The organism is Sediminispirochaeta smaragdinae DSM 11293, assembly GCF_000143985.1.
GTDB lineage: Bacteria > Spirochaetota > Spirochaetia > DSM-16054 > Sediminispirochaetaceae > Sediminispirochaeta > Sediminispirochaeta smaragdinae.
On the sequence record NC_014364.1, the window covers coordinates 1,558,993 to 1,579,794 of the forward strand.

General features: G+C 53.4%; 19 protein-coding genes. 7 read left to right on the forward strand and 12 right to left on the reverse strand.

From position 1 onward, the window contains the following. Nucleotides 1-26 precede the first annotated feature (26 nt). The 3 genes from SPIRS_RS07350 to SPIRS_RS07360 are packed head-to-tail and all read left to right on the forward strand — an operon-like array spanning nt 27 to nt 8,878. Complete coding sequence (locus SPIRS_RS07350; RefSeq protein ID WP_245537724.1) at nt 27-725, forward strand: LiaF domain-containing protein; 699 nt, start codon at nt 27-29, stop codon at nt 723-725. Nucleotides 726-759: 34 nt separating this feature from the next. Next, nucleotides 760-6,594, forward strand: a complete 5,835-nt coding sequence (locus SPIRS_RS07355; protein ID WP_013254048.1) for an alpha-2-macroglobulin family protein — start codon at nt 760-762, stop codon at nt 6,592-6,594. Beyond that, nucleotides 6,581-8,878: a transglycosylase domain-containing protein gene (locus SPIRS_RS07360; protein ID WP_013254049.1), complete on the forward strand. Its 2,298-nt coding sequence runs from the start codon at nt 6,581-6,583 to the stop codon at nt 8,876-8,878. The genes SPIRS_RS07355 and SPIRS_RS07360 overlap by 14 nt, the downstream gene beginning before the upstream one ends. On the opposite strand, the gene SPIRS_RS07365 is transcribed toward SPIRS_RS07360, so the two are convergent. From SPIRS_RS07365 to dapA, 4 genes are read right to left on the reverse strand one after another with little or no spacing between them, the layout of a single operon-like run. Beyond that, nucleotides 8,879-9,823: a DNA-methyltransferase gene (locus SPIRS_RS07365; protein WP_013254050.1), complete on the reverse strand. Its 945-nt coding sequence runs from the start codon at nt 9,821-9,823 to the stop codon at nt 8,879-8,881. It lies immediately after the preceding gene. Between the two features lie 20 nt (nt 9,824-9,843). Continuing rightward, nucleotides 9,844-11,106, reverse strand: coding sequence for a diaminopimelate decarboxylase (gene lysA, locus SPIRS_RS07370; protein WP_013254051.1), 1,263 nt, complete (start codon nt 11,104-11,106; stop codon nt 9,844-9,846). Nucleotides 11,107-11,141: 35 nt separating this feature from the next. Beyond that, complete coding sequence (locus tag SPIRS_RS07375) at nt 11,142-12,371, reverse strand: LL-diaminopimelate aminotransferase (RefSeq protein ID WP_013254052.1); 1,230 nt, start codon at nt 12,369-12,371, stop codon at nt 11,142-11,144. A 28-nt stretch (nt 12,372-12,399) separates the two neighbouring features. Beyond that, nucleotides 12,400-13,305 carry a 4-hydroxy-tetrahydrodipicolinate synthase gene (gene dapA / locus SPIRS_RS07380; protein WP_013254053.1) on the reverse strand — a complete coding sequence of 302 codons (906 nt, stop codon included), beginning with the start codon at nt 13,303-13,305 and terminating at the stop codon, nt 12,400-12,402. A 117-nt stretch (nt 13,306-13,422) separates the two neighbouring features. On the opposite strand from dapA, the gene SPIRS_RS07385 reads away from it, so the two are divergent. Together SPIRS_RS07385 and SPIRS_RS07390 are read left to right on the forward strand one after the other, a co-directional pair. Continuing rightward, nucleotides 13,423-14,082, forward strand: coding sequence for a hypothetical protein (locus tag SPIRS_RS07385; protein ID WP_013254054.1), 660 nt, complete (start codon nt 13,423-13,425; stop codon nt 14,080-14,082). After that, a complete protein-coding gene (locus tag SPIRS_RS07390) occupies nt 14,079-14,615 on the forward strand; it encodes a nucleoside-triphosphatase (protein WP_013254055.1) in 537 nt (178 codons plus the stop codon). The genes SPIRS_RS07385 and SPIRS_RS07390 overlap by 4 nt, the downstream gene beginning before the upstream one ends. A gap of 25 nt (nt 14,616-14,640) precedes the next feature. Here the strand turns inward: SPIRS_RS07390 and SPIRS_RS07395 are convergent, their stop codons facing one another. Next, nucleotides 14,641-14,874, reverse strand: coding sequence for a hypothetical protein (locus tag SPIRS_RS07395; protein ID WP_013254056.1), 234 nt, complete (start codon nt 14,872-14,874; stop codon nt 14,641-14,643). A 128-nt stretch (nt 14,875-15,002) separates the two neighbouring features. Here SPIRS_RS07395 and SPIRS_RS07400 point away from each other — a divergent pair, with 128 nt between their 5' ends. Both SPIRS_RS07400 and SPIRS_RS07405 read left to right on the forward strand, forming a co-directional pair. Then, a complete protein-coding gene (locus tag SPIRS_RS07400) occupies nt 15,003-15,584 on the forward strand; it encodes an LPP20 family lipoprotein (protein WP_013254057.1) in 582 nt (193 codons plus the stop codon). 235 nt (nt 15,585-15,819) lie between these two features. After that, nucleotides 15,820-16,959, forward strand: coding sequence for a D-alanyl-D-alanine carboxypeptidase family protein (locus SPIRS_RS07405; protein ID WP_245537725.1), 1,140 nt, complete (start codon nt 15,820-15,822; stop codon nt 16,957-16,959). Nucleotides 16,960-16,984: 25 nt separating this feature from the next. Here the strand turns inward: SPIRS_RS07405 and SPIRS_RS07410 are convergent, their stop codons facing one another. From SPIRS_RS07410 to SPIRS_RS07440, 7 genes are all read right to left on the reverse strand, one after another. Beyond that, entirely contained in the window at nt 16,985-17,317 is a 333-nt protein-coding gene (locus SPIRS_RS07410; RefSeq protein WP_013254059.1) for a ferredoxin-thioredoxin reductase catalytic domain-containing protein, read from the reverse strand. Between the two features lie 2 nt (nt 17,318-17,319). Beyond that, nucleotides 17,320-17,619: a glutaredoxin family protein gene (locus SPIRS_RS07415; RefSeq protein WP_013254060.1), complete on the reverse strand. Its 300-nt coding sequence runs from the start codon at nt 17,617-17,619 to the stop codon at nt 17,320-17,322. Between the two features lie 67 nt (nt 17,620-17,686). After that, nucleotides 17,687-18,163, reverse strand: a complete 477-nt coding sequence (locus tag SPIRS_RS07420; protein ID WP_013254061.1) for a hypothetical protein — start codon at nt 18,161-18,163, stop codon at nt 17,687-17,689. Continuing rightward, complete coding sequence (locus tag SPIRS_RS07425; RefSeq protein WP_013254062.1) at nt 18,160-19,176, reverse strand: alpha-hydroxy-acid oxidizing protein; 1,017 nt, start codon at nt 19,174-19,176, stop codon at nt 18,160-18,162. Before SPIRS_RS07425 ends, SPIRS_RS07420 begins: the two co-directional genes overlap by 4 nt. A 2-nt stretch (nt 19,177-19,178) precedes the next feature. Then, the gene (locus SPIRS_RS07430; RefSeq protein ID WP_245537726.1) at nt 19,179-20,063 is read right to left on the reverse strand and encodes a TlpA family protein disulfide reductase; all 885 of its coding nucleotides are present in this window, start codon (nt 20,061-20,063) and stop codon (nt 19,179-19,181) included. Nucleotides 20,064-20,081: 18 nt separating this feature from the next. Then, nucleotides 20,082-20,450 (reverse strand): NifB/NifX family molybdenum-iron cluster-binding protein, encoded by a 369-nt coding sequence (locus tag SPIRS_RS07435; protein WP_013254064.1) that lies wholly within the window; start codon nt 20,448-20,450, stop codon nt 20,082-20,084. A gap of 60 nt (nt 20,451-20,510) precedes the next feature. Then, nucleotides 20,511-20,756, reverse strand: a complete 246-nt coding sequence (locus SPIRS_RS07440; protein WP_013254065.1) for a cation transporter — start codon at nt 20,754-20,756, stop codon at nt 20,511-20,513. Between the last annotated feature and the right edge of the window lie 46 nt (nt 20,757-20,802).

Sequence of the window (20,802 nt, forward strand, 5' to 3'; positions counted from 1 at the left end):
TCCTGATGCTGTTTAAGGGAATCCGCGTGCTGTTCTTGACCGCAGCAGCAAATCAACGTATGCTCATGGTTGTTATGGATGAAGATATCTCCTATGAACATCCGCCTATGCTTCCCCTCCCGAAGTTCAGAGAGCGAGTCGTAGAGCAGCTCAAGCTCAATTTCGCTCATAATAATATAGAGGTAGATGAATTCGAGCGAAGGGTCTCCCTCGCTCACGAAAGTGACGACCGGCAGGTGCTTGGAAACCTGATTCGGGATCTGCCCGTACTTCGGGATGAGGAAAACCAAGAGTATTCTTCATCCGTTGCCTGGAATAACGGGAGGGTGAAACGGGACGATACCATGCTGGCCTTACTCAGCGGCGTGGAACGTCGAGGTCCATGGTCTCCTGCACGAAACACAAGGGTTCTGGCCCTCATGGGTGGTGTCGATCTCGATTTTACCGATGCAAAATTTCCGCCTGGAACGACAGAGATCGAGATCGTATGCCTCTTGGGAGGTGTGGAAATGGTGGTTCCCGAGGGGGTTAATGTCGATATTTCCGGAATTCCCCTCATAGGCGGTTTTGAAAACAAGATGGAATATGACTACTATCCAGATGGGCCCACTTTAAAGATTCGTGGATTTGCCTTGTTGGGTGGTGTGGAAGTACGACCTCCAAGGAAACGGAAGAAGTCGGATCGGCATCGCAAGCGACGCCGGGGACATGGCCGCATAGAGTAATATATTCCAGTTGAAAGACAGAGGAAAAGAAGCTATGGCAGAGCGAAGGGTAAGATATGTAAAGATGGGAAAGGGCCTTGTAGCCCTTTTTGTTTTTATTACGGCGATGGTGCTTCCGTTTTCCTGTAAGAAAAACGATAGTACCCCTGTTGAGAATTCACGTGAGGCTGTCGGCGAAGCGGAACAAACTTCCAGCCTTGAGGTCGACCGGTCGGTCTCTTCCTGGAAGAGCCGTCTCGATACCCTTTCCATCGCTTATTATCAGGAAGCAGCCTGGGGGCTTTCCGAAGGGAGTTTCGGTACTGCGACAGATACATCTTTCCAGACAGCCCCTTCTCCTCTTAAGCTTTCGGCTTACGGCCCCGAAGGTGAACTTCCCTCTGAGATAAAAGAGCCTCTGGTCTGGATACTCTTTTCCGATCCTGTCATTCCGCTGTCCAAGATAGGTGAAAGCCGGGATGCCTCTTCCGTTTTCTCCATCTCGCCGGAGATTGAGGGCAGCTTCCGCTGGTATAGTACCCGGATGATTGTCTTTCAGGCCAAGGCGAAGGTCCTCCCTCAACGGGAGTACCGAGTGACGGTGAATGAATCGGTTCAGTCGGTTCACGGTGCAGCCCTTGTCGGCAAAACCGGCTTTTCCTTTCGGAGTGAAGAGCTTGCAATGCGTAGCGCCTTGCCCGGTGCCGGAGCCCTTGAGGATTCCTATCTTTGGAAAAGGGGTGGAGTTCCCCTTGATGCCGCCGGTAAGATCCTTGTCAGATTCAATTACCCGGTCGAAATCGAAACGGTTGCGGACTACCTGAAGCTTCGAAGCGAGGGATACGACTATCAGGTCACCTTTTCCAGGCCGGATAATAGCTCGGGACGCTATTCACAAGAGGAGCTGAAAAGCCTCGTTGTGCTTTCGGCAATCGAGACGCTTCCCGAAGATAGCGATATCATCGTTGCTCTTGGCCCGGGTGCCCGAAGTCGTCCCGATTATATAGGGAGAAAAGCGGAACAGGAGATCGTCTTTCATACGATAACCCCCTTCAAGTTGCTGCGTCATTCCACCCATTCCTATTCCTTTTCCGGAGACGCAGGGGCCACGAATCCTCTTTTTCTCGAATTTTCCCATCCCGTGGACAAGGCGAGCCTTTTGGGAGCATGTTCTTTTCAGCCTGAAGTACGGGTTGCTGAGGATAATATTACCGTTTGGCAGAACACCGTCAGACTTTCGGGGCTCGGTTATGCTTATAATTCGGAATATCTGCTTACCATCGCCGCTTCGGTGAAAGATGTTTATGGGAGAAGTCTCGGCAGCCAGCAGCTTGTGAAGGTGAAGATACCCGAGGCCGCAAGCTTTGCCAACTTCCCCAACACCGGCACGCGGATGCTTGAGTCTCAGTTTTCACCCAAAATCGTTTTCGATTACCAGAACATGGAGAACGGGATATGGAAGGCCGGTGCAATAGACGATCCTTATAGCTTTTGGCCCGCCACGGCACTGGAACCCTATCCCTTTCCCGAGGTTGGAAAGAACGTTCACCATTTTGAAGAGATCGATCTTTCACCTTGGTTGGGAAGCGACGGCAAGGGCTGGGTCGGCTTCTCATGGAATTTTTCCCCTATAGACAAAAAAAGCGGGCAGCGGCCTCGATGGGGCCAGCGCAATCTCACCCTTCAGGTAACGGATCTCGGCCTGACCGTTCGTTATGCCTACAACAAGGTTGTCGCATGGGTGACGAGCCTTTCCTCCGGTAAGGCCGTTTCGGGTGCCCGTGTCACCCTCATGAGCCAGCAAAATCGCATTTTCGAGGGGACGAGCGACGATTCCGGTCTCGTGGTCTTTTCCCTTGAGGATGGAGAGTTTACCCGTTACTTTCAGGACCCGAAGAGTGACTGGAGCGATTTCCTCCGTCTGCAGGTGGAATACCAGGGGGATCGCATCGAGTTTAAACCCAACGGGAGCCATAATCTCTGGAGAAGCTCGCCCCTTGCCGTTTCAACGCCGGCCCGTATCCAGAGGGCTTCTGCACAGGTTTTTCTCTTTACCGACCGTGGGCTATACCGCCCCGGAGAGGTCGTCACCTTCCGCGGCATCGACAGGACGCTGCAGGATGGCAGTTACGTTATCTACGAGGGCGATTATACCCTCAAGGTGAAAGAGAACCGCTGGAGGGGAAAAGAGATCTTTGAGAGCTCCGGTACCACCACGGCCAGCGGTGGTTTTTACGGTGAGGTTCCCATCCCCCCCGATCTGGAACCAGGCAGTTATGTGATCGAATATTCCAGGCCCGGAGGTGAAACTCGTCTTCCTTTTCAGGTTTCACAGTTCGAACGGCTCAAGTTTCAGGTGGGGCTTTCAATACCTGACCGGGACTATTTTGAGGGTGATACCGTAAGTGCCGAGCTTTCTGCCGATTATCTCGCCGGCGGGGCCCTCAACGAGGCTCACTACAGCGCTTCCTGGACAAAAGAACCGGCGTGGTTTGCTCCCGAGGGAGAGGAGTGGAAAGATTACCGCTTCGGTCCTTCCGGATATGATCGGCGCTACTTCCTTTCGGAATCCGAAGGGGTGCTGGGCAGCGACGGAAAGGCAATGCTTCGCCAGGCAACAAGCCCCGAGGGGATTGCCGGGCAGCCCCAGCGATACCGGGGAGAGGCTCGGGTGGATGATGCCGGTGGTCAGATGATCGCCGCCCGGACATCGGTGATCGTTCATCCTGCTGCCTTTTACATCGGCGGCCGTATGAATCACAAGGGATGGTCGGGTTTCGTCCGAAAGGGCGAGGATGTCGACTTCGACTGGGCCTTGGTGCGTCCCGACGGGCGATCCTACCGGGACGACGTAAAAAACCTGAACGTTGAACTTTTTAAGAGAAGCTGGAAGCGTGCCCAGCAACAGGGTGTGGCTGGGCGAATCAATACCCATTACGAAATGGTCCTAGAACCGGTAGAGCGTCAGACTCCTGCAATCGGCGGGGAAAACAAGGGATCGGTCACCTTCACACCGGCAAGTAGCGGTTCTTTCTTGGTCCGTTTCAGTGCATCGGATGCGGCCGACCGTCTCGCTGTTACCGAACTTTCTTTTTATGCAACCGGCTCTGATATTGTCAGTTGGGGCTTCGATAGCCCCGAGATGATCGGCCTTGAAACCGACCGCCCCTCCTATGCTCCGGGGGATACCGCAACCATACTGGTAAAAAGTCCCCTTGCCGCTGGTGATTATCTGATTACCGTGGAGCGGGAAGGCATTTTCGACGAACGTATTGTCCATCTCGACGGTTCGGCAAACGTCATCGGTGTTCCCATTAGTGAAGAGTTTGTACCGGTAGTCTATGTCGCCGTGAGCAGTTATTCCATAAGAACGAAGAAGCCGGATCATTCCTATCTGGAACCGGATCTTGATAAGCCGAAGGGCTATTTCGGTGTCGTTCCCATCATGGTAGATACCGATTCCAAACGGTTTGATATCGATATCCGGTCGGAGAAGGGCTCCTACCGCCCGGGGGAAGAGGCCGTGGTGCACTTGAAGGCGACGAACAAGGCGGGAGATGCCGTGCCCAATGCCGAGATCACCTTTCTTGCCGTGGACCGAGGGGTTCTCGATCTGATTGATTATCATGTTCCCGATCCCCTTGATTTCTTTTATGATCCGCGCAAATTTCCCATTGCGGTTTCCGGCGGCGATAGTCGATCGCTTTTGATCGATCCTGTTACCTATGAAGTGAAGGATTTGCAGGGAGGCGGAGGCGAAAATGAGAAGATGGAACGGCGTGAGGATTTTCGTCCCCTTGCGGTCTTTGAACCGTATGTGACTACCGATGAGAAGGGGGAGGCGGTGGTTCGCTTTACCCTTCCCGATACCCTTACTACCTACCGCTGCACCGCCGTCGGGGTCAAAGAAAACCAGTTCGGCCGCAATGAGCAGGAACTGGTGGCTCAGAATCCCGTCAATGTGCAATCCGTTCTCCCCGAATTGCTCCGTCACCGGGATACGATGGAGGGAGGGGTGATCGTTTCCAATCTGGGCTCCGAGGCGGTGGATATGGATGTGACCGTGTCGAGTACGATCCTCGGTATCGAGGGAGAGACGAGCAGGCATGTACATGTCGAGGGAGGGAAGACGAACCTCGTGAATTTTCTCTTTTCCGCTCCGGTTTCAGGCAAGGGGAAGATAAGCTTTACCGTTTCTTCCCCGGTGCTTAACGAAGAACTTGTCCGAGAGGTAGAGGTTCAGAAGCCGGCGGTTTTCGAGAGCGTTGCTACGGGAAACCGGATTGTTCCCGAAAACGGAAAAGCCAAGATCGACACCGAGATGATCCGTCTTCCCGGGGGAGATGATCAGATGCCTGATCCCGAGGGCTCTCTTGCCGTTTCCCTCTCGGCTTCGAAGCTGGCCCTTTTCGAGGGAGCCGTTTCCTATCTGCTTGACTATCCCTATGACTGTTTCGAACAGCGAACCTCCAAGTTGATTCCCTATCTGCTTTTTGGAGAAACCGGTGCATTTCCTTCCTTCGAGGAGCTTGCGCTTCCACGTTCCCACATAGCAGAGCAACTAAGGGAGATCGGAAAGGTACAGACCTCCGAGGGGGGCATTCCCTACTGGGGCGGCAGTCGATGGGCCAATTACTACGTTTCCGCACGGACTGCTCAAATCATCGCCCTTGCAAAAAACGCAGGCTATCCGATTCCCGATGAGCTTGATGAGGACGCACTATTGTCCTATCTGCGCAAACCCCGGGATACCATAAAGAAACAGCCCTATCTCTACGTCTTGGGCCTTTATGCCAGGGCGCTTCTCGGCGACGACGTGAGAGGGGAGAGCGAAACCTTTCGTAGGCGAGGCGATGAGATCGGCATTGCCGGTTATGCACTTTCCGGCCTTGCCTCTTTTGCCTCGGGGGACCAGGATGGCGCACGATCGGCCCTTACCAGAATTTCTTCTTTCATCCGTCCCTCTGCAAGAAGCCTGGATATTACCGAAACCTGGGAAAGCGGTTCTTCCTGGTACGGCTCGGAGATCGAACGGCTTTCGCTGCTGCTGATGCTGATTCAACGGGTCGATCCCTCGAATAGCTTTCGGGAACTTGCCCTCGAGTCTCTTATCCAGCGTCGGCGCAGTGCCAGATGGACGAATACCGTTGATAATGGTTGGGCGCTTATTGCGGCTTCCGGGGAACTTGGCCTTGATAAGGCACCAGATATCGATGTAACTGTACGTATCGCCGATAACGATCTGCTTTCGGGCCGATTTGATTCGATAGCAAATCCTCCTGTAGAAAGGATCTTTTCCTTTGATACAGAGCCCCTTTCCGGTATCGAACGCGGCAAGAGTCTTCCTTTATCGGTGGAGGCATCGGGAGAAGGCACCCTTGCCTACCGTTTTGCCATGCGCTACAGCATCCCGGCAGAGAGTGCTCCTCCCATGGATATGGGAATCGGTGTTTTGCGGGAGTTTTTCGATATGGAGGGAAGACCCGTTTCCGGAGATTGTCTTACTGCCGGGGAGACCTATAGAGTCGTAGTTCACCTCTCTTCGCCGCTGCGGCACGATTTTCTTGCGGTACGGGTGCCGGTTCCGTCCGGCGCGGTCATTCTCGATACCGGCTTTGTCACCACCGCCAGGTATGAGGGCTACGACGAGCCTTCGTCCGGGGAAGATACGGTACGCAATGTAAGCCCCGATCGTTCGGTATACTATCTCAATGAAGGGCGCTTCTTTTTCGACCGTTTTCCTCAAGGAACATGCGATGTAAGTTTCATGATCAGGGCGGTCCGTCCCGGGGTATATCCGACGCCTCCGGCCCAGGCAGAGTGTATGTACGAACCCGAGGTCTTCGGCCGGGATGGTGGAACACTTATTTTCATTGATGAGCGTTCATAAGATCCGAAGGCGGCCCGGCCGCCTTCGAATGCTTCTTGTACTGCCTCCCATAGGTGGATTACTCTTTTTTCTCCTTCTTTTTTTTGTTTTGCGGTTCACGCCCTATCCGGAGCTGGACCATTTTCGTGCGCGGGAATGGAGCCGGGAGTATCTTGATCGCTATGGGACTCTACTGTACGTCCGGCCCCTGGCCAATGGTATGCGGAGAATTTTCCGCGATCTGGATGAGATGCCTGATTCTCTCGTATCGACCTTCCTCGACGCAGAAGATCGCCGCTTTTACCTCCATCCCGGTATCGATCCCCTTGCCGTGCTCAGAAGTGCCGTGCTTAACCTCCATGAGGGGCGAATTGTTTCGGGGGCTTCCACCATAACGATGCAGCTGGCCAGGATTATTGAAACAGAGAGCGGAGGCGGCTGGAGCGGCTTCGAAGGTAAGCTTAGGGAGACGTGGAATAGTTTCAGACTCGAAAGTCGGCTCTCGAAAGGGGAGCTTCTCGAGCTCTGGATCAATGCCATCCCCTTCGGCTTCCGTTGTGAAGGGGTACCTGCCGCCGGCATGACCTTTTTCAACCGACCCGTGGAAGAGCTTTCCCCTGCGCAGTTTGCCCTTCTGTCAGTTATTCCCAGAAGCCCCTCCCTCTATGATCCTGTGGAACACCCCGAGACAGCCGCCCGTGCCGCGGCCAAGGAGGCCGGCATAAAAAACCGCTTTTCCTACCGCGAACTCCTGCTCGCGGCCGGGGAAGCCCGACGCGGGGTTTGGACGAATCAGGCCCCGCACTTCATCAACTATTTCAATAGCCTTCCTTCCGAGCGAAGCGAAAGCCTTCGGGTGAGAACCTCCATCGATGCTGAGCTCAATATGCGGCTGAGGGAACGTATTGACCAGACCCTTGATAAGCATAGCCGCAACCGGCTTGGGAATGGGGCAGGGCTGATTGTTCGTAACGACACTGGCGAGATCATTTCTTGGGTCGGCAGCAGGGAATTCTGGGATGATGAGCACCTGGGGCAGATCGACGGGGTCCTTGTGTGTAATCAGCCTGGCTCTACCCTCAAACCCTTTCTCTATACCCTTGCCATTCGGTCGGGTTTTCTTCCCAACTCGATCCTTCCCGATATTCCCTTGGAACTTGGGGGGGCGGCGGTCTATCAGCCCTTCAATTTCGATCGCAGGTTCCACGGCCCTGTGCGGCTTCGGGTGGCCCTTGCCTCGAGCCTCAATGTCCCGGCGGTCTATCTGATAGAACGGCTCGGGGTCGATGCCTTTGCCCAATTTTTGGTGGATCTTGGTTTCTCCTCTATTAAAGAGCAGCGTGGAAGTCTCGGTACCGGCCTTGCTCTGGGAAACGCCGAGATATCACTTTTCGAACTGGTCCGCGCGTATACCCTGTTCAGTCGAACAGACGGCCCTGTTCCCTTGCGTCCCCGGCCGGTGGAACTAGGATCTGTGGAATCTGCGGAAATCAACCTTTCATCATCCCGTGATCGCTATGCTGTGGCCGTTGTCAGGGATATCCTTGGGGACAACCGGAGCAGGGTACTCGGCTTCGGCAGCGATTCGGTTATGAATCTTCCCTTTCCCTCCCTTTTTAAAACAGGGACGGCAAACCAGTTTCAGAATATCTGGGCGATAGGGGCGATTCCCGAGTATACCGTTGGGGTATGGATCGGAAATTTTACCGGAGAAACAGTTATCGGGAAGACCGGAAGCAGTATTCCGGCATCCATCGTTGCGGAACTCCTTGATGTGCTGCACACGCCGGATAGCGGCTATCCGCCCATTCCCGGTGCCGTGCGGGTGAAGATTTGTGCCGTCTCCGGTATGGCGGCAAGCGCCGATGACCCTTCGACACTCTACGAATATCTTCCGCCCGACCGATTACCTGATCCCTGCACCTGGCACCATCGTGACGAGAGTGGAAAGATCCACGTCTCTTATCCCGATGTTTTCAGGGTATGGGCGCAGACAAAACTCTCCAGCGCTTTTGTAGAGGCAGGTGAAGGGGAAGCTGGAGGAGAGATTGTCTTTCCACCCGACGGTTCACGCTTTTTCGCCGACCCCTCACTTTCTCAAGAGGCCCAAGCCGTCAGGATAGAGGGGAGGGGCCTGGGCTCTCCTCCTTATGCATTGACCCTCTACCGCCACGGCATGGTGGTCTTGCAACGCTCCTCAAACCTGCCGCTTTTTCTGCTTCCCTTTCCTGAAAAGGGGGAGTATCGTATCGTGGTTACGGGCTCCGGTGGCTGCAGCGCCGAGAGCGGTTTCGAGGTGAGGTGATTACATGATCTCGGGAAAGGGGCTTTTCCACTGCCAGCCCGTCTTACCCTTTTGCCGAAAGCGTTCCAGTCTTCTGATAGTCAGCTCGGCGAAAACGGGATCGATGTCGCAGGTGAAGCAGCGCCTTTCCAGGATTTCGGCGGCAAGAAGGGTTGTACCGGAATGGGCGAAAAAGTCGGCCACCACCTCGCCGCTCCGGCTTCCCGATGAGATGATCCTTCGGAGGGCTGCCAGAGGCTTCTGGGCATAAGCACCCGGAACGTTTTCTTCCATACGATAGAAAACCTGTTGAATGTCGGTCCAGACATTTCCGGCTCTCAGGGTATGTGACCTGCCGCGTGCAAGATTTTCTTTCCGCACGCCCCCTACCTTTTTATAATAGCCGGCAACCTTCTTGGGCTGATTTGTGTACTGCACCGTAAAGCCGGGCTTACCCTTGACGTAACAGAGCAGCTCCTGCCTGACGCTCATCCAGTTCGAGAGGGTACCGTATCCCCGCTGGTTTCTCAGGGTGATGAAACTCTTTGCCGCAAGCTCGGGAAACCCTCTCATGAGCATCATCACTTCGGGAAGGGGCTGGAAAGAGCGTTTCTGATCGGCCCCGATCCAGATGTAGAAATAGGCATCCTTTGCAAGAGCGGGAAGGGCGGCCTCGATCCAGCGGCGGGAAAAATCGATGTAGCTGGTGATCTCGAGGCGGGAGAGGGCATCACTCTGCATTCCCCCGACCTCGACATTGTAGGGGGGATCCTGAACCATGAGTACGGCCCGTTCCCCCGCGAAAAGGTTTTCTACGGCATGGGCGTCGGTGGCGTCGATGACGGCAACCCTGTGCCTGCCTTCTGGATCTTCCCACACCTCTCCAGGCTTTACCCTGCAGTAGGGAAGAATCTTGCGGTGCAGTTCCTGATTGCCGTCTATGCGCTGAAGCTCCTCGGCCGCCATGCTCTGTGGCTTTTTCTCCTTTACATCTTTACCGGTGCACCGGGAAAACGCAGGGTGGCGAAAAGGTCATCCATGGTTTCTGCCCGTCGTATGAGCTCCACGGTTTCGGGATCTTTGATAAGCACCTCGGCGCTTCGCAGTTTTCCGTTGTAGTTGAAGCCCATGGCATAGCCGTGCGCTCCTGCGTCGTGGATGGCAATAAGATCGCCGACTTCGATCTCGGGCAGGTTCCTGTCGATGGCGAATTTATCGTTATTCTCACAAAGCGATCCGGTAACATCGCAAACCATGGCAGGCGGCTCGTTTTCTTTTCCCAAAACGGTTATGTGGTGGTAGGCTCCATAGATGGCCGGCCGCATCAGGTTTGCCATGGAAGCATCCAGCCCGACGTAGGTTTTGTATTTCTTCGCAATGTGGCGGACCCTAGTGATGAGGTAGCCGTAAGGTCCTGTGACCACTCTGCCGCACTCCATAACGATTTTCAGGGGGTCGAGGCCTGCGGGAACGATCATCTTATCGTACCATCCCTTGATGCCCTCGGAGACCCGCACCAGATCCACCGGTTCCTGGTCGAGGCGATAGGGGATGCCTATACCGCCGCCGAGATTGACGAACTCCAGCTTGATGCCGAGCTCCTCTTTGATCTTTACGGCGAGTTCGAAAAGCATCCTTCCCGTCTCGATGAAGTATTCGGGATTAAGCTCATTACTGGCCACCATGGTGTGCAGTCCAAAACGCTTGGCCCCTTTCTCCTTTGCCATGCGATAAGCGTCCAGAATCTGGTCGCGGGTAATACCGTATTTTGCTTCTTTGGGCTCACCGATAATTACGTTGCCGCTCCGTGCGTCGCCGGGATTGTAGCGAAAGCAGATCAGCTCAGGTATCCCCGCCGCCTTTTCGAGAAAATCGATATGGGAGATATCGTCGAGGTTGATGATTGCTCCCAGCCGTTTTGCCTCTTTAAACTCCTCGGCTGGGGTATCGTTACTGGTAAACATCACCTCTTCGCCTGCGATGCCGCTTTTTTCACTCAAAATGAGCTCGGGCAGGCTGCTGCAATCGGTGCCGAAGCCTTCCTTATGGAGCAGGTCGAGGATCGTCGGATTGGGACATGCCTTAACGGCGAAATAGTTTTTGAAACCGGGTGCCCAGGCAAAGGCCTTTTTTATGTAGCGGGCATTTTCGAGTATTGCCGCCTCATCGTAAAGATGGAAAGGGGTCGGCAGGGTATCGGCAAGCCGTTCTATCACTTCTTTGGAAAAGGGAAAGCGTTTTTCGCTCATCTATCGTACCTCGTTTCTTTGATCTGTTTGCTTTCTTAGAGCTTCAAATTCGACTTGATGCTTTCTACCGCACGGATAATATCGTCACGGTGGCCAAAGGCGCTCAGCCTGAAATAGCCCTCACCGGCCGGTCCAAAACCGCTTCCGGGGGTTCCGACAACATTGGTTTCTTCGATAAGCTTATCGAAGAAGTCCCAGCTGCTCATGCCTCCCGGGGTTTGGAGCCACAGATAGGGAGCGTTGTCTCCCCCGAAAACGGTAAGGCCGAGAGACTGGAGTCCTTCCCGTATGATTCGGGCGTTTTCCATGTAGTAGGCCACCAGCTTATTGCTTTCCTCAATCCCCTTGGGGGAGAAAACGGCAAGGGCCCCTTCCTGGACGATATTACTGGCACCGTTAAAGAAGGTGCACTGTCTGCGGTTCCAAAGCGAGTTCAATTCTCCGGCTTCGCTACCCTCGACCGTCAACTCCTTCGGCACGATCGACCAGCCGAGACGGACGCCGGTAAAGCCGGAGAACTTTGAAAGACTGTTGATCTCTATGGCGCATTTCTTTGCTCCCTCGATCTCGAAGATCGACTTCGGAAGAGCCGCCTCGGAGATGTACTCGGCATAGCTTGCATCGTAGATGATGATCGCCTTGTTTTTAATTGCATAGTCGATAAAGGCTGCGAGCTGCTCTCTGGTGGCAACGGCTCCGGTTGGATTGTTGGGGCTGCAGAGGTAGATGAGATCCACTTTTGCATCGGGGACCTCCGGAAAAAAGCCGTTTTCACTGTTGCAAGGCATGTAGTAGATGCCCTCATAGCGCCCCGAAGCCTTATCGTAGGCGCCGGTCCGTCCGCTGATGACGTTGGAGTCGACATAGACGGGGTAGGCCGGGTCCTGGACCGCCACGATGTTGTCGAGGCCGAAGATCGACTGAATATTCCCCGAGTCCGGCTTTGCCCCGTCGCTGATGAAGAACTCATCAATTGCCAGCTTCACCCCCCGGGCGGCATAAAAATCGCACAAGGCCTTCCGCAATTCTTCCTGGCCCTGTTCGTCACCGTAACCCGTATAGGTCGCCGGGGAGGCAAGCTTTTCTACCCCCCGATGCAACCCTTCGATGACCGAAGGGGTGATCGGCTCCGTAGTGTTCCCGATCCCGAGCTTCAACAGCTTGCGATCGGGGTGACTTTTCAAAAACGCCTGACTTCGTCGTGCAATCTCAGGAAAGAGATAACCGGCCGAAAGCTTGCGATAATGCTCGTTGATGTGTGCCATAATGCTATGTACTCCTTGCTGTACTGTTTTACCCTCTGGGAACTTCGAGTCTTTCGAGCAGCTGCTTCAATGTCTCTCGATGGGTGTCGTCGGAGAGGCTGCACATGGGAAGTCGAAACTCCTCCTCGCACCAACCCTGCATGGCCATGGCTGTTTTGACGGGGATGGGGTTGGTTTCAAGAAACATCGCACGGAAGAAAGGCATGAGAGCCGCTTCTTCGTTGCGTGCCTTTTCCATATCGCCGTCAAGGGCCGCATGAACAAATTCCACCATTCTTTTCGGGATCAGATTGCTTGCCACCGAAACTACGCCGTCTCCGCCCGCCTCGACGAGCTGCAAGGTCATATTGTCGTCCCCGGAAAGGACGCTGAAATCCTTCCGCTTACTGTTTCTCTCGGCGATGACATCCTTCATTTGATCGAGATTTCCCGATGCTTCCTTTACACCGGCAATCATGCTGCTTGCTTCCATAAGCTTCGACATGGTTTGCGTCTCGACATTGACACCGCTGCGTCCCTTGATATTGTACACAATGCAGGGAATATTGACCACCTCGGCCACGGCCTTGAAGTGGAGGTAGAGCCCCTTCTGGGTCGGCTTGTTGTAGTAGGGGTTAACAAGGAGGAGCCCTGAGGCACCGGCCTCTTCGGCATGGCGTGAGAGGCGTATCGCTTCACTTGTTGCATTGCTTCCCGTTCCCGCAATAACCGGAACCCTTCCATTTGCGAACTTGATGCTAAGCTCTATCACGCGGTCGTGTTCGATGTGGCTGAGGGTTGGACTTTCGCCCGTTGTTCCACAGGGCACCAATCCGTCGATGCCGGATGCAATCTGATCTTCTATGATTTTTTCAAAGGCCTCTTCATCGATAGTTCCCTTTTTGGTAAAAGGGGTAATCAGGGCCGTATACACACCACGAAATTGTCGTTCCATAAGGAACCTCCTTACCGGTTTCTATACATTCTACAGAAAATGTGATAGAATGTCTATATATAAACATATTGTATTTATAATAACAGATTGTTATTTTTGTTGCAAGAGGCGAGGTATATGGAAACCATCAGCAGTGTTGTAAAGGGATTGATCGAGCGCAACCCGTTTTTACTCGAAGCAATGGCGCGGGGGATCTTGAGTTACGGGAATTTGGCATCCGAGCTTGCGCCTCAAGTCGCAAGCCGCTTGGAGAAGCCGGTCAAGGAGTCTGCCGTGGTCATGGCACTTCGTCGCTACGGAGAAGAGGTCGCCCGCCTGGCAAAGCTTGGAACAGAGAGCGGTATCTCCTGCCAGATCGTAATGAAAACGAATATCTGCGACTTCAATGTCGTAAAGCGATCGGAACTTTTGGATAGGCTCCAGGATCTTTATTCGATCGTTCATCTCGGAAGAGGTGATTTTCTCAATATTTCCATTGGCAATGATGAAATCAGTATCGTCATCAGCGATAAATATGCCGATCAGGTCGCTCAATTTTTAGCTGATGAGACACTCCTCGGCCATAAGACCGGTTTGGTTTCCCTTACGCTTTTGTTTGAAGACGGATTTATCGAGACGCCGGGTATGGTCTATCAGGCGGTCAGGCGCCTTGCCTGGGAGCGTATTAATGTCTACGAGATCGTTTCGACCATGACCGAGCTGACGGTGGTGGTGGATTGTAACGATTCCCTGAAAGGCTATGAAGTGCTTCAGTCTTTCATAAGCGGCAGGGAATGAGCACGCTTCCTCTGCCGCTGGTACGAGTGATTACCGGACCGGTCAACGGAGGGAAGAGCACCCTGCTGCGGCATCATCTTGATCGTGCCGAGCGTCTGGGATGCAGCTTCGGCGGCTTTCTTACCCTTCCGCTGTGGGAAAAAGAGGGGAGCAGAAAGTCGGGCTTTCTGCTTGAGACACTTCCCGGCAGGAGCCTGGTTCCTATTGCCGGGCTTACACCCGCGCCGGGTGCCTGCCGAGTAGGTCGCTTTTTTCTCTACCGTGAGGGAGTCGAAGCGGGACTTTCTTCTGTGCTTGCGAGCTTAGCCCTCGACATCGTCGTTCTTGACGAAATTGGTCCTGCGGAGCTATCCGGCGATGGGCACAGACAGGCCCTCGATGCCGCACTCGATGGGGCAAAAGGAGAGGTCTGGCTCTCCCTTCGCAGTTCCTTGCTTGAAACCTTTTTGGGTCTGTGTGCTTCCCACGGCCGGGATATCGTGGTGGAACAGCCCCTTTTCCGTTCGCAGCCACGGAAGCCTCGGAATGGGTAGTCAGGACTGGAACAGTATGAAGGGGTCAGGCGAGCTGACCTCGTCCCAGCTTGAGACGAAATACGCAGCCCGCCACTTCGCAGGCAATCTTTACCTGCGTCTCGGGATCCTTGGTCGCTATAAGTTGTATCGTCCCCTGGGAAGGGCGGATGGAAATACTCTTGATCTCCGGAATGGCCCGCAATGCACGCTTTATCATCTCCGCTCGTTCGGAATTCAGGCCGTCGAGCAGATAGCCGTATTCTTTTCCTCTTGCCATAGCGACTACTATATTGAATTTGAGGCCTGCATGTCAAAAAAAAAGCGTTATCTATTGAAAAATAAGCTGCCAAGAGTTACCTTTTCTAACGTTCTGTATCACTATTATTGTAAAGAGGAGTAGAACAAATGAAAAAATTTGGTATTGTCGTTGCGGTGGTTCTTGTCGCCGCCTCTCTGATCGGTTGTGCCGGTGACGCCGAAGTAGCCGATGCAAAACCGGCGGATTCGAATCTTCCTGACTATGTGCTCAACCCCCCGACGGCTACCGATGCGATCTATGGTGTTGGTTATGCAAAACAGTCAAGCCTTCCCCTTGCCATTAAAGTTGCCGAAGCCAATGCCAGGGCCGATATAGCTGCTCAGCTTGAAGCAACCATCCAGGCCGCCGTTATTTCCTATGCTCAGGAAGCTGGGGTTGACGACAACACTCAGGTCATCAATTTTGCGGAAAGTATTACCCGTCAGATTACCGATACCACATTAAGCGGTGCTGTTACACAAAACAGAACACCCATGGATGATGGTGGTGTATGGGTTCTCATGATCTATAGCAAAGACAGTCTCGTTAACTCATTCGAAGAGGTATCAAAAGAGTTCGAGCGAAACGAAGATGCGGCTTTTGCAGAGTTCAAGGCCGATCAGGCATTGCAGAAGCTTGACTATCAGCTTGCAAACAATCCCACGACTTCCAATCCTGTTACAGAATAACAAACTCCGACAATGATATCGGGCCGGCCCCTATAAAAGGGTCGGCCTTACTGTATGTGGTTGAAATAGTATGCATCGTACAAAGCGCTTTCGTTCTCGTATTGTATCTTTTTGGCTGTTTTTTTTGCTTTCTGCCGGGATATGCGTATCCGAACCCCTCTCCGTGTCGGTTCGCCTCACTGAACGTCTTTTACCCGGAGAATTTGATTCCGGATTGTATCGAGGACCATCCGATTTGCCGTTTGCGGAAATGGACGCAGGTCCCGTACCCGAACTCTCCTGCAGGTCCGCAGTACTGATCGATGATGAGACCGGTACCCTTCTCTTTGTGAAGCATGGTGATGAGGTGATTCCTCCCGCTTCAATGACGAAACTGGTTTCCCTCCATCTCATCTATCGAGAGATTGAGGAGGGGCGTCTTTCCATCGATCAAGAGATCATTGTTCCCGATTTTGCCGATTTTCGTTCGGCGCCTCCAAGATCCTCGCTCATGTTTCTTCAAGCGGGGCAGAGCGTCCGGCTGATCGATCTTATGCGGGGCCTTGCCTTGCCAAGTGGAAATGATGCCGCTGTGCTTGTAGCAGATTTGATTGCCGGTTCCACTCCGGCATATGTCGCCATGATGAACGACGAGATGAGACGCCTCGGCTTTTCTTCCATCTTTTTTGAAGACAGCTCCGGTTATAGCGAGCATAATCGTGCCACGGCTCTGGACTTCGCCCGCTTCGCCCGCTTTTATGTGGATACACATCCTGAAAGTTTGAAGGAGCTGCATAGTCTGACAAGCTTCAGCTATCCGAAAACCGAGAACGAGAACGGCGTGAAAGCGGTATATGGCAGCGTCACCCAGCCGAATCATAACAGCCTTGTGGGTCGTCATCCCTGGGTCGACGGCCTTAAGACCGGCTATATCGATGAGTCGGGCTACAATGTTGCTCTGACTGCCGAGACCAGGGGACGACGCCTCATTGCTGTGTTGATGGGTGGTCCCGGAGAGAATAGCCGCGACGGCGACCTCTATCGGGTCATAGACGGCACAAATCTTCTTTCATATGGATTTTATCGTTTTACCGTAATCATCCCCGACTTACCCAAGTTACCTCCCTTCTCCGTTATCGGAGGAAAGGAGCGCTCCGTCGAGGTGGCCGTGCCTCTGCCCGATGCTCAACTGCTTTTCACCGAGGAGCTGGGAGAGCTTCACTGCTTTTTTGAGGCCGAGGCTGCGGTTGCTGCACCCGTGAGAAAGGGAGAAGAACTAGGACATCTCTATCTCACGGCAGGCGATCGGCTTCTCGCTTCTTATCCCGTTCGTGCCGCAGCGTCGGTTGAGAAGGCCGGCTTTTTCGAGCAGATCTTCCGTGCGCTCTTTCGGTGATGCTCCGGCTGAGATGTGTGGCATCTTAGTATGGAAATTTATCATCGGGCCGGCGCTCCGGAATACCGATAGGTTCCTCTCCTGAATCGAAAAACTTCTGACTTTGAAAGAGTGCGCAATAGCAGTGACCGAATTCCGTTATATCCGCGGCCGCATAATTACAGGGACAGATGATGTCTCTGTCCTTCTCGCGTTCACCCCAGCTGTCTCTGCATGGACACTGCATATAGCCAAAGCGCTCATAATTGGCAAGCAGCCCGTCGGCAAGATCCGATAGAAGCTGCTTATCAGCGACCACCTTCCAGCCGTTATGTGCTGCGGCATTATCGATGAACCGAAGGACCCTCTCTTTGTTCATCTTTATACCTCCAATCGTTTTTCCCATGCCGGACGAACAAATCCCATCTCATAATGTTCGTCGTCGATGATAATGGTAGGGTAATGGAGTCGGGTATCGAACTTGTCGCGGAACTCTTCGACAATCGCTTTTTTCGTTTTCGGATCGATCTTGTCGACATATATATATTCATATTCGAAACCGTTGTCGTTCAAAAATGCGATGCCGCGCTTACAGAAGCCGCAGGTCGAAAGCCCGAGAAAGGTAATGTGGTGCTTATTCTTTTTCCCTTCAACCCTCTGAAACGTAATCTGATCAAACACTGTTCGCTCTCCTTTTGAAGTTGATCTTTTTTAAAGATGCTACAAGGAGAGGAGGAAGTAAAGCATTTTATGTCATGGGTTTCCCGATTGTGCGAAGGATGATCAGAAAATCGACAAAGTTGTGATGCTCCTCATCGAGCAGCTCTTTCTTGTCGAAAAGGGGTTCGATCTCCTTGAAACGGTTTCCAAGTGCAATCGGGAGGTGCAGAAAGGCTTCCTTCAGCTCTGAGTGAAGGCGGCCGAGTAATTCCTGCATATGCTTGTCATCTCGCCACAGGAGTGGAGAGTAGGCAATTGAAGGAAATGCTTCCCCTTCCTTTTCCCCCGTATTCTGCCGGTTATGCCCCTGCCGGGCCCAACGTAATGCCGATTCGTTGAGGAGTGTGGTTGCTTCGGCCGATAAGCTGCCGAAAAGCTCAAGTTCCGCTTTCGTTGCCCCCCCATTTCTTGTGCCCCGCTTGGATGTGCGTAAGAAGGCAAAGAGAAGTGCTCCCGCGATGACGACGAATGCAAGGAGGGTGATCTTCGGTGAATCGGGGATCATGCGAGAGAGCTCCTGTCGATTTCGGAAAGCGAAGCGCAACCGGTCATCACCATGGTACGATAGAGTTCCTGTTGCAGTGTTTCCATCAGTGTCCGGACAGCCGCTCTGCCGCCTCCCAGCGCCGCGACTGCAACGGGCCTTCCGATCAGGGCAAAATCGGCGCCGAGGGCAAGCATTTTGAAGAGATCGATACCGCTTCTGATCCCTCCGTCCACAAGAAGAGGAATCCTTCCCTTTACAACCTCGGCTATCTTCGGCAGCACCTCTGCCGTACCGGGCGTTGCATCAAGGACCCTCCCGCCGTGGTTCGATACCACGATTGCACAAGCTCCGGCATCCACGGCAGCCTTAGCCTCATCTGCGGTCATGATCCCTTTAAGAATAACCGGCATATCTATCTCTTTGATGAGTGAGGCAAGCTCTTCCCTTTTGCGGGGAAAGACCGGCTTACCCATTAACTTGAGGGTTATCAGCCCCGAAGCATCGATATCGATACCGATCTGCCGGGCCCCTGCCTTTCTTGCTTCCTCGGCCTTTTTTACTATCTCTTTCCCCTCCCAGGGCTTGATAAAGGGAATTCCGTATCCTCCGGCTCCTGCTATGGCACGGCACGCTTCGTGGTGAATAATCTCCTCCTCCCCGTCGCCCGTACCGGCAATTGTACCAGCGTCCCTGCATCCCGTGACAACGGCATTGATATAGCTTGCTTCGTTGCTCTTTTTACTCATGTTGAAAGCGACACCGCCGAGAGGGGCCGCCATTGCAGGAAACGCAAGGGAGTGGGAGAGGAAGGTACAGGCGGTATTGGGATCACGTACGCCGTGGATCGTCCGCATGTTCAAACGGACGGCTTCAAGGGCTTTGACATTGGCAAAGAAGGAAGAGCCTGTTCCTGTCCCTCCCATACCAGGGACCTCACCGGCACAGCTTCTGCCGTCACAGTATCGGCAGACCCTGCAAAATCCCTCCATGACTCGTCTTGCCTCTGCTTCTGTTTTCTTGTCGTGTAACATCGCTATTCCTCCACTTTGTTCAGGGCTGATCGGGCCTCTCTCTCGAGGGACGCCGCCGACTGAACTCCCTTCAGCTCTGTAATGATTCTACCGTCGGGGGCCATAATGATGGTGCTTGGGATAGATGATACTGCGAAGGCTGTCGAGAGCCTTCCGTCGATATCCTCGATCACGGGAAAGGGAAGTTGTTCCTTGACAATAAAGGAGGCAACCTGACTGTGACTTTTTTCGGTTGCGGTCAGGTTGACGGTCAAAAATCGAATTCGGCCGCCGGACTCTGCAGATAGCGTTTTTTCATAGAAGGAGATCATCTCCGGCAACTCCCCTTTACAGGGGCCACACCAACTTGCCCAGAAGTTGACAACCGTGACACTGTTTTCCTCAAAAAGGGGATACCTATTCCCGTCGAAGGCTTGGTATTCGGAAGCGGAGATAACCGATGACCCGACATCGGTTTCCGCTGGTAAAAAGCCGTGGTGCGCAGCCGCTTGGTAGGCAAGGGCGGTAAGAGCCGCTGCAAGATACCAAACAAGAAGCAGAAATGCCACTTTTTTTCTCATCTCAAACGCAATGGCATGCTTTCCCCGGTAAACGAGCCTAAAGAGTGATACGAGTAATGCCGCACCCGATCCGGCCACTATGCCGATACCGCCCCCCGGGGCAAAAAGCAGGGCGCCGGGATGAAGGGCGAAATAGCGAGCATGAAGGAACAGAGGACTCAGCTTCCATACAACCAGGCCAGCAAGAAGGGCATCCAGGAAGATGGAACCGGCTGCAGAGAATGACTCTTTCCCCTTTACCCTAAAAGCGGGGACAAAGCGGGCGACAAGGGCGGCACAAAGCGCGCCTGTCGCCATGGAAACAAAGAGGGGAAGAAGTTTCATCATCCCTTACGATTTACCGGCTCAATGATGAGAACACTCGTGGTCATGACCGTGATCGCCACATCCCACATCGTGATCCGAAAGCCTTCCCGCAAGAAAAGCCTCTACAGCCTCTCGTGCATTCCCCTCTGCGCCTCGGTAGAGATCGATGCCGTTATCGCCGATCAGCATCGCCGCCCCCGGACCCATGTTTCCCGCGATCATAATCGTCACTCCTGCATGTACAAGATCGGGAATGATGGTACTTTTGCATCCGCATCCCGGAGGTGGGATGACTCTCTCTTCCGAAGCAATGGCACCATTTTCGATGGTGAAGACAACAAAGCCGGAACAGTGTCCGAAGTGCGACTCTATCTCTCCGCTTTCGGAGGCAGGGAGTGCTATTTTCATGACTGGTTCTCCTTGATTTATTCTAAGCTGCCACGGTTATACACCGGAATGGAAAAAAGCTCAAGTTTGAGGGTGCTGGGCATCATAGCCGATGGTTCTGACGATTTTGATCACCCTGTCGGTGATTTCTGTCTGATCGTCATTTTCTTTTTCATCGAGGTCGATCACAATCTTGGAGCGCAGACTATCCACCTTGATATCTTTTACTCCCTTTAGCTTACGCCCCTCATGCTCTATGGCAAAGATACAACTGGCGCAGCTTGCACCTTGCAGATCCAATTCGATTGGTTTCGGCTTATCTTTCATCCTTATAAGGTAATCACACGAGAGGGAAAAGTGAAATCTGCAGCTC

Bases quoted from the DNA above. Each gene is read 5' to 3' on its own strand.
- dapA (WP_013254053.1), bottom strand. From the start codon at position 13,305: ATGGAACGACAATTTCGTGGTGTGTATACGGCCCTGATTACCCCTTTT.
- SPIRS_RS07355 (WP_013254048.1), top strand. From the start codon at position 760: ATGGCAGAGCGAAGGGTAAGATATGTAAAGATGGGAAAGGGCCTTGTA.
- SPIRS_RS07360 (WP_013254049.1), top strand. From the start codon at position 6,581: ATGAGCGTTCATAAGATCCGAAGGCGGCCCGGCCGCCTTCGAATGCTT.
- SPIRS_RS07385 (WP_013254054.1), top strand. From the start codon at position 13,423: ATGGAAACCATCAGCAGTGTTGTAAAGGGATTGATCGAGCGCAACCCG.
- SPIRS_RS07375 (WP_013254052.1), bottom strand. From the start codon at position 12,371: ATGGCACACATCAACGAGCATTATCGCAAGCTTTCGGCCGGTTATCTC.
- lysA (WP_013254051.1), bottom strand. From the start codon at position 11,106: ATGAGCGAAAAACGCTTTCCCTTTTCCAAAGAAGTGATAGAACGGCTT.
- SPIRS_RS07435 (WP_013254064.1), bottom strand. From the start codon at position 20,450: ATGAAAATAGCACTCCCTGCCTCCGAAAGCGGAGAGATAGAGTCGCAC.
- SPIRS_RS07390 (WP_013254055.1), top strand. From the start codon at position 14,079: ATGAGCACGCTTCCTCTGCCGCTGGTACGAGTGATTACCGGACCGGTC.
- SPIRS_RS07430 (WP_245537726.1), bottom strand. From the start codon at position 20,063: ATGATGAAACTTCTTCCCCTCTTTGTTTCCATGGCGACAGGCGCGCTT.
- SPIRS_RS07420 (WP_013254061.1), bottom strand. From the start codon at position 18,163: ATGATCCCCGATTCACCGAAGATCACCCTCCTTGCATTCGTCGTCATC.
- SPIRS_RS07410 (WP_013254059.1), bottom strand. From the start codon at position 17,317: ATGAACAAAGAGAGGGTCCTTCGGTTCATCGATAATGCCGCAGCACAT.
- SPIRS_RS07425 (WP_013254062.1), bottom strand. From the start codon at position 19,176: ATGTTACACGACAAGAAAACAGAAGCAGAGGCAAGACGAGTCATGGAG.
- SPIRS_RS07400 (WP_013254057.1), top strand. From the start codon at position 15,003: ATGAAAAAATTTGGTATTGTCGTTGCGGTGGTTCTTGTCGCCGCCTCT.
- SPIRS_RS07365 (WP_013254050.1), bottom strand. From the start codon at position 9,823: ATGGCGGCCGAGGAGCTTCAGCGCATAGACGGCAATCAGGAACTGCAC.
- SPIRS_RS07395 (WP_013254056.1), bottom strand. From the start codon at position 14,874: ATGGCAAGAGGAAAAGAATACGGCTATCTGCTCGACGGCCTGAATTCC.
- SPIRS_RS07440 (WP_013254065.1), bottom strand. From the start codon at position 20,756: ATGAAAGATAAGCCGAAACCAATCGAATTGGATCTGCAAGGTGCAAGC.